Genomic DNA, 8,872 nt, shown 5'->3' with positions numbered 1-8,872 from the left:
TAGAGTATAAAGACTTAATTTCAAACACTTTAAAAGAACAAAAAACCACACAAGTAGATAAAAAACAAGCTATAGCTAAACTTCATGCTCTTTTAGAAAATCAAAACCTAGAATGTATCCATGGAGGCAAAGTCATACTTAAATCAAACAAAGGAAAAACTTTTAAAGATGATGGTGTGCCTATAATGCTAGAAAGTGATTTATTAAACTCTAGTATAGTAGCTTGTCCTAATACTATAGCAGGTGTAAGTGTTCCTTGTACTAAAGTTGTTAATGTAAAAGGATCCTTATCTCAAAAGAAAGTCAATAATGAATATGTAATCTTACAAGAACTCATCTCAGCTTGTAAAACAGATAAAGGCTTTGCTTTAAAAGTAAGCTTTACTCCTACTAAGTTTAAATTTGATCACAGCTTTGATCCTAAAGAGGGCTTAGGAGAACAAAGTAAAAATCAAATAGAGTTAAAAGAACCTATAATAAGACTTCATTATAAAAGTGATAGATTTCAAAAAGATAATTTACCTATCTATAATCTTTTAATCAATAATGAAAAAAAAGAACAAAATAAGGCTTTAAATGAATTTAATATAGATTTAAAAGATTTAAAAGATATAGAGGATATAAATATTCTTAATCAATTCAAACAAGACTTTAGTAAAGATTATGAATTTAAAGAACTAAATCTTAGCTTTGATACTAATTTAATCAAACTTTATTTTATTATCCCAAAAAACATTGCTAAAGTTTATAAAAGTGCTTATAAGGAATTTAAAAATAAAGATTTAGGAGCAGGGTATTTTACACAGCTACATGAGTATGATAAAATCATCAAAAATTCCCTAGAAGATAATAAAGAATTAAACGAATATCATTTTAGTTTTTTAACTCCTGCTAAAATGCAAAATTTAAAACTTCAAATCGCACAAGGACTAGATGAAATCTTAGAAGATGAAGATAGAAAACAAGAGCTTTATGTTTGTAAATTTGTGGTGGTAAATGGGGTTAGTGAAAACAATACTCAAGAAATTATCCCTGATAATGTTATAAGAATACAAACACAAGATGGCAGTGGGGAGTTTATTGAGATAGTATTTCCTAGTCAATTAGAACTCAATGATAAACCTTTGGAAGATGTGAGTTATACATTTGTTCCGGCTTTAAGAGGGATAAAGCAATTTTTTAAAGATACTGAGTATTTAAAACCCAGAACATTGACTAAAGATGAAGTGTTGCAGATAGTAGATAAACTGCCAAAAAATGTTCGAGATAAACGCAGGAGAATAGTTGAAAATAAAGAGGAATTAGACAAATTATGGAAAAAGTTAACTAAAAATTCTGAAGAGTTTGAAAATAAAGTAGATAAAAAATACGGACAGCCGATTTATATGAGAAAACTAGATGATCAAACTATTATACAATATAAGAAAACTTCTAAAAGCGGGGGTGAGACCATAGAGATAAATTCCAATAAGCCAAGAGGAAATCTTAAAACAATACATATAGAAAATGGGATAAAAAATGAAATATAGGTATATAAAATGGGATGAAAACGAAAAGTGTGCTATTTTTTTTCCTGATATAGATTTTGATATATGGAAAAAAACCCAGCTTTTAGAGAATGATTATGCTAATCCAACTTTAATTATATCATCTCATTTAAAAGATAAGGTCGGTATTTTAGAACTATTTGAATATTATATTTTGCTTATTTGTGGAAAAAGCATGGGTGTCTCAAGGTGGGAATGTAATAATTTAATTTTATTAGATACTTACGGCATCGATAATATTAGCAGTCCATTTTATTTAAATACACCCAAACCTACCTATATAAGTGAATATATTAATGTCTTGGGGCAACTTTTTCTAGCAGGTTATATAGATTTTGGATCTTATTGTGATGAAGATAGAAATAAAATAGATTATCCCTCAAACTTATCTTATTATAAAGAAGATAAATATCAAGCTTGGATATATTTTAGAGATAATTTCTTTTATCAAGACAAATTTATTAGAGATTTGGACGATCCTGAAACATTAGACGAGGGTGGATATAGTCTTATTTTAAATGATGTTTCTTGGGATACACCACAATATTGGTCACAATACAATATCTGGATAGCAACAACCCCAAAAGGCACAAAATACTTCCAAGAAATCTTAGCTCCTAAATTTTACAACAAATACAAAGATTTAGAAGTAGAGATTGATGATAAGGGCAATGTGCTTAGATGGATAGGAGAGATTAATAGAGACAAAAAATATTAGCAAATAAAAAATGATATAATAATGCTTTATATAAGGAATCTTTTATGTTTATAAGTTCTAAAACAGAGTTAATTCAAACTATTAAAAATTTAACAATCAACAATAAAGAAGTTAAACAGATTGATTTTATTTATCCTAATTTTTCTATTTTACACGCTATATTAAAAAATATTGATTTTCATCAAAGAAAAATGCTATCTAAAAATCAAATATTGACTATGGAAATACTAGAAATTTTAAAACAAACTTGTGATAATCACAATAGTATAGAAATAAATATCCATACCCTTAATGAGCTTGATGCTGGACAAAATGTAAATTTAAAAGATTTATCAAGCAGTGAAATTTGCACTAAAGTTTATTTAGAAGACTTAGAAGAAGAAATTCAAGACAAGAAACAAGGTAAAGATTTTAATCTTTTTTATCATACAGATAAAAATAATCTTTGTATCGAATTTATCAATACTTTAAAAGAACTAGCCAAAGATTCTGAAGATATAACAACCTTAGACGAGTTAATCGAAAACATTGATCCTGATGATATAAGCAGTGAGAAATTTGATGATTTTAAGAAAAAAGTTTTAGAAAAGATTGGAAATGTCATAGAATCGGATTTTTTCAAAAATAGCATAAGTCCCACTTTAAAAAATACTTATGAAAAATTTATCAATGAGTTGTTAGAACACATTAAAAAACTTGCCGAAGAAAAAGAATATGAAAAAATTAAAATCATACTAAGTGCTATAGCGGGTGTTGCAATAGCCACAGTGGTAGCTGTTCTTACAGGTGGGGCAGGATTAGCTATTTTGGCTGCTGGTTTATTTTCTTTAATGGGTTCTGCAAGCGAGTATTATGAATTTGCTCAAAGAGATTATGGCACACTTTTAACGCCTTTAGCCGCATTTTTAGCCACTAGATGTGCTATGTTTATTCATTATATTAATTCTCGCTTGTTATCTTGTGTTTTAATTATTAATAAAAAAGAAATTATTGATTTAAGTGGTTTTGGATTATATCTTGGAAGTGATGAAAGCAATATCGCTTCGAATTTGGCTTATAAAATCACTTTAAGCGAAGAAATAAAAAGCATTGAAAATATTTTTAGTGAAATCTTTTTAAACCCAGAACAAAAAGACAAGGGATATAAAAATACACCCAATGATTCAAAATCGAGCAATTTACCCGCTTTCATTTCAACGCAAAAATTATCTAATTTGTATTTAAAAAACAATGCTATTTTAAATAATTTGCAAGAAGATATTAAACAATTTATTTATTTTTCCTATATAGAAAGTCCAAATTTTAACTCAAGTAAACTAGCTGAATTTTTCGCACAAAAAAATCAAAATGCACAAATAGATTTAAATACAACTAAAATGAGTAAAAATTATTTGATTATTTCAAATATCCCCAATAAATACAATGCAGGACTTAGTGAAAGTTTAACTCAAGAAATCGCCAACTATAATATACAAGATAAATACAGAAGAATTAAAAAAAATATTGATACTTCAAAAAAAACTTATGACAGCACAAGAGATTATAGCGAATATAGCATAGAAATGCCACAAGATGAAAATGAACCTTATATTTTACAATTAAGCCCTTTTGTGAAAATATCCAAAGAAGCTTATGAGAATAGTAAAAAAGCTTATGAAGATATGCAAAAGGTTTATAAATATTTAACAAATTTTGTTGCTACACCGCAGAAGCTACCAGAATTCGCAAAAACAGCTAAAGAAAAATTAGCAATATCAGAAAATGAGCCAATGATAGAAATAGTAAAAAAGACGGAAAATTTACGACATTGCGAACGAATAAACATTTTAGCTTATATTGACTACAATAAAAAAATAAATGATAAAAAATGGCTTCCTTATTTTTATATCAAAAAATTCTTTAAACAAAACGAAGCCAAAGAATCCATCATAGAAAAAGAAAAAAAGATAGCTCATCAATATTTAACTTTTTTGAAAAAAGAGTTTTTTGAAAAATCGGATAAATCTTCATTTGGGAACTATTCTTTAATGGAATGTTTATTCATTTCATTTGTCTTGTATCAAGCTAAGCTTATTTTTCCAAATATCAATTTGGATTTGAAAAAATATGGAGGCAGTAATTTTGTATATATAAAATACTTAGATAAAACTTATGTTTTATGGACAGATGAATGTCCAATATATGTAAATAATGAGCCAACAAATATTACAGCATATGAAGTTGTATCGCAATTATTAAAAATACTTGACAAAAAAGATTATTCTTTTGTGGAAAATGATAGTTCGATAACTATAGATGATTTTTTTAATGAATTATCAAAAGATTTAGATACAACAAATACATTAGATAAAAAAATAATCAAATTAAAGCAAATGTATTATTTAGATGAACAAAAATGCATTAAAGAATTTATGAATTTAGACGAAGAAACGCAACGAGCTTTTGTTGCATGGATGGATATAGAGAAACAAATATCAGATTTATCAAAGCTTTTGGAACAGATGTATGGAAAAGAATATTTAAATAAGACAAAAGAACAAAAAACAAGTGAAATATTTACTTATGCAATGTTAAAAATTTTATTAAGTGCTAGTCCTTTTATCAGCTTTACAGCTCAAATGTTGTGGGATTTTAATTTTTTAAAAACAATAGAATATGTTATTCAAGCTTGTATTAAAATAAACAAAGAAGGATTTAAAGAATTTTTTAAAGAACAGCTTGGTATTTTTGTACCTCCAAAAAAGAATAGTATATATCATATACACATAAAATCTAATTTAATAATAAAAGCACACTTGCAACAAATAGAAAAAGAATTAACTCATACTAAAATCCAAATGATTTTAGCACAAGAGATAAAATCCAATTTAATAATACAAAAAAATACATCCGGTTTAAATCTATTTATCACAAAGATAAAAGAATACTTTAATGAAAAACAAATTAAGATTTATTGGAGTGATAAATATATGAAACAATTATTTGTATACTCTAATCAAGAAAGCAATATATCTAAAATTGCTCTTATGCATAGCATAGATATACAAACTCAAAAATATACTATTTATACTTATGCTAAGCTAAATAAACTTGACCTTGCTTCTATTGTGACTGGAGAATTTGTGGGTATTTTTTTAAATTATCTCTTTCCAACAAATTTTAAAGCCCTACAAGAACAATATGAAAGCATTGTTTATCAGCTTTACACCTTTAAAGATGATTCTCCTTTAGCAGTTATAAGAGATCATTTTGTAACTTATCCTTTTGCAATCAATTCGAAATTCATTAGCTTTGATTTAAAGAAAATTTTTTATGGCATAGATCTTTGCACAGGAGTTTTTGACACTCATTTTTCCTTTCATTATGAAATAGATCAAAAGCTTGAAGAAAATAAAGAATTTCTTTTAAAAAGACTTTTGTCTTATTTGATTATTGATGAGAAAAGATCCGCTTTAAGGATAACAAAAGATGAAAATGAAACTATACAAGAAAGAGATGATTATACTTTTTTTAATCAAAGTTTAAATAGTATAGAACTCATTAAATCTGAAATTTATATCCTAAAAAATACTGCATTAGAAAAGTATTATAAAGAAGTTAATGATGAAATCAATTTAACAGCCATTCAAGCTTACAATGAAGCTTTACAAATTTTACAAGATTTTGCTAATGGAATTTACAATACAAGTAAAGATAAAACAGGAAGATATATAGAAGATAAAAATAAAACCAGAAGATTGCTAGAAAAACTCAATATCATAGGACAAAACAATCTTAAGGCTATGTATATGGGGATAAATGAAAATAAAGAAAGCTTGAAAGCTATAGACAAAAGAGAAAATAACACTAGCAAGGCAAGCGCAAATGCTGATATCACATCAGAAACAAAAACTCCGCCTAATTTCATAGGCAGATTAGCTACTACTATAATCATAGAAGATGGTTTATATATGGGATAAATTACGAAAGGATAAATAATGAGCGAAACTTATGAGATTTATACACCTAATGGATTAACATTAGATGTGGAAAAAGATACCAATAAAATACTCTTTAAAGAAAATGTTAAGCCCACAGGCAACTATACCGAAGAATATTCCAAAGCGGTTTTTAAATCTTATCATATTATGAAAAACTCCCCCTACAAAGACTATAAACCCCAATACCTAGATCCTAACTTTTATACAGGGCAAAGTTCTACTTTACTTGAATTTAAAGAATGGCAAAGTATTTATTTAAAAGATCCTATCAAAGGAGCTATAGCTCCTTGGACTAAAGCAGAAAAAGCTTATTATAAATCTTTAAAAACTAAAAGAGAAAGATATAAATATTTAGCAATAAGAAGTGGATTAAGATCTGTGGTTATAGATATACCCTATGATGCTTATGCTAATGTAGATGAAAAAGGATATTTAATCAATGAAGAATACGCCTATATTTATGATGAAGTTAACAATAATAAAGAAACCTTAAAATCTTCTCTTTTTAGACAAGAATGGGGTATAGCAGCAGGAATACTAGGAAAACCTGAATATTTTGTGCGTTCTAAAAATCATGGCTTTAATGCCAGAATGATACAATGTTTTATTTTATATATTCAACTCACAGGTGGAGGATATGAAGAATTAGGTATAAAAAGGGGAATTTATAATTATGCCGATAATCTTTTAGAAATAGGTATAGGTATGGCAGGGATACATAAAAATCCTTTAAGGGCTAAATTAGTAAAAGATTTAGCTAAAACTATACAGCCTGATGAATTTGGTATGCTTCCTTTTATAGATGAGATTATGGGAGTAGATTGGGTGATTGATTTAAATAAATATGATTTTGCCTATGATGAAGAAGGCAGGATCATTTGGGCTTTATATAATGATATTGAAAAAGGCAAATTAAAAGATCCAAGAGATATAGATTCTACTCCAGAAAGTAGAAATAAATTTGATGATGCTATGGATGGATACGAAAATGGAATGGTAACAAGATTTGATGTAGATACTTCAAATGATTGGAGTGAACAACAAGCTGCTTTAGATAGAGATACTCTAGTATTAAGCGCCAAACTAGCAGCCTTAACTCCTCCTCAAGGCTATCCTAATGCCCCTTATTATTTTACCCCTGAAAGATTGGAATGGATTTATAAAAGAGGATATTTAGACAAACTCCTTGATCCAAGAATTCCTGCTATTTATAGATATAATTTTCCGCAAGAACTTCGAGCTAAAATACTAGCTTATGCTAAAGAGCATAATATAAAAGAGTAATTTAATCAAAATAAAAAAATATTTAAAGTAAAATAAAAACAAAAGGAAAAACAATGCAAAAAATACTTCAAATCGATTTAGAAAAAAGAAAAGCTTTAGAGAATTTCAAAAATCTAGCTTTATTAGGATTAGGTGGAACAATGCTTTTAAATTTAAAAGAACAAGCTTTGGATTTTAGTCAAGAATTAACTTATATAAATACTTATGATAAGTATTTAAATTTAAAGCTTGATTCTTTTTATATCCCTTCTACACTTTTATCTTTGCTTCAATTAACTCAAAAAAGCAAAGAAGCTTTTTATATCAATGTTTTAATCAATAGCGATACACATTATAAAAATCCTTTATTACAATATGCTATTACCCAAAAACAAGAACAAGAAAATATCGTTTATGCTTTAAAAAATAATGAAAATATTAATGCTTCTTTTGCAAATCTTAATGCTTTAAAATTAGCCTTAGAAGAAAAGAATTTTTATCTTAATTTTATAGACTTAAACAGCAAAGAAAGTCTTCTAAGTTTTTATAATCAAATAATAAGCAATAATCATTTTAGAAATTATTTTTATATAAAAAATAATCAATTTTTTATTAAAAAAGATATAAAAAATAAAATTTTATTTCATAGTATTCACTCTTCTTCTATTATAAGTAATTATCTTAGATTGTTAAATGATTTTAATACTTTAAGCAAGATAGAACTCATAAATATATTAGAAAGTTTAAGTTTATACAATCTTTCAACTTTAATACAAGATATACAAAAAAGATATTTAAAACCAGAATATGACTCAAAAAGTTTTGATAAAGATAATATCTTTTTATCTAATATGATTATGAATGTGAGATTGAAGTAAGTATAAGTAAATGATAGATTTAGTAAGTGTGATTTGTTAATCACAGTAAAGTGTTTTTTGCTTATGTGCTATATTTTATTGTTATAATTTATAAAAAGTGATGAAAAATATACAGGACAAAGTTACTGATGAACCCTAAAGAACTTATTTCTCAAATCAAAGACTATGCTAATATAGCAGATGCTAGTTATGCTATGTTGCAATATGTTTGGGAAAATATAGAGCAAGATGAAAAGAATAATATTTATAAAGCAGATAAACTTACTTTTGGTGATAAATTAAAGCAAGATATTGTTATGAAAAATAGTAAAGGGGAAGATATTGTAAAACCTAAAAATACAAACACAGCTTATGCTTGTGCTATACAAGCTCGTTTTGAACAAAATAAAATAGTTAAAATAGAACCTAAATATTGTATTTCTCTTATAAATACTTGTTTTGATAGTAAAGAAATAACATTGGATAATGATATTAGTAGGGTAGGAT

The 8,872-nt window shown here is 26.5% G+C and carries 5 protein-coding genes and 1 pseudogene; all 6 read left to right on the top strand.

Going from position 1 to position 8,872, the window contains the following annotated elements; genetic code table 11:
• On the top strand, positions 1–1,529 hold a 1,529-nt coding region (locus tag KAR67_RS09745), incomplete at its 5' end, for a hypothetical protein (protein WP_225982076.1).
• Complete coding sequence (locus tag KAR67_RS09125; protein ID WP_032591305.1) at positions 1,519–2,265, top strand: hypothetical protein; 747 nt, start codon at positions 1,519–1,521, stop codon at positions 2,263–2,265. The genes KAR67_RS09745 and KAR67_RS09125, both read left to right, overlap by 11 nt.
• Before the next feature lie 44 nt (positions 2,266–2,309).
• Positions 2,310–6,224, top strand: coding sequence for a hypothetical protein (locus KAR67_RS09120; protein WP_192801090.1), 3,915 nt, complete (start codon positions 2,310–2,312; stop codon positions 6,222–6,224).
• A gap of 18 nt (positions 6,225–6,242) precedes the next feature.
• Positions 6,243–7,529 carry a hypothetical protein gene (locus KAR67_RS09115; RefSeq protein WP_057991196.1) on the top strand — a complete coding sequence of 429 codons (1,287 nt, stop codon included), beginning with the start codon at positions 6,243–6,245 and terminating at the stop codon, positions 7,527–7,529.
• Between the two features lie 53 nt (positions 7,530–7,582).
• Positions 7,583–8,386, top strand: a complete 804-nt coding sequence (locus tag KAR67_RS09110) for a hypothetical protein (protein WP_192801089.1) — start codon at positions 7,583–7,585, stop codon at positions 8,384–8,386.
• A gap of 128 nt (positions 8,387–8,514) precedes the next feature.
• Positions 8,515–8,872, top strand: a pseudogene (locus KAR67_RS09105) (hypothetical protein); the annotation flags it as partial.

The organism is Campylobacter sp. JH32 (assembly GCF_017846535.1).
GTDB classification, from domain to species: Bacteria; Campylobacterota; Campylobacteria; order Campylobacterales; family Campylobacteraceae; genus Campylobacter_D; species Campylobacter_D coli.
The sequence above is the reverse complement of the archived record's forward strand: the minus strand, read 5'-3'. Positions and strand labels throughout refer to the sequence as shown.

Bases quoted from the DNA above. Each gene is read 5' to 3' on its own strand.
- KAR67_RS09125 (WP_032591305.1), top strand. From the start codon at position 1,519: ATGAAATATAGGTATATAAAATGGGATGAAAACGAAAAGTGTGCTATT.
- KAR67_RS09120 (WP_192801090.1), top strand. From the start codon at position 2,310: ATGTTTATAAGTTCTAAAACAGAGTTAATTCAAACTATTAAAAATTTA.
- KAR67_RS09115 (WP_057991196.1), top strand. From the start codon at position 6,243: ATGAGCGAAACTTATGAGATTTATACACCTAATGGATTAACATTAGAT.
- KAR67_RS09110 (WP_192801089.1), top strand. From the start codon at position 7,583: ATGCAAAAAATACTTCAAATCGATTTAGAAAAAAGAAAAGCTTTAGAG.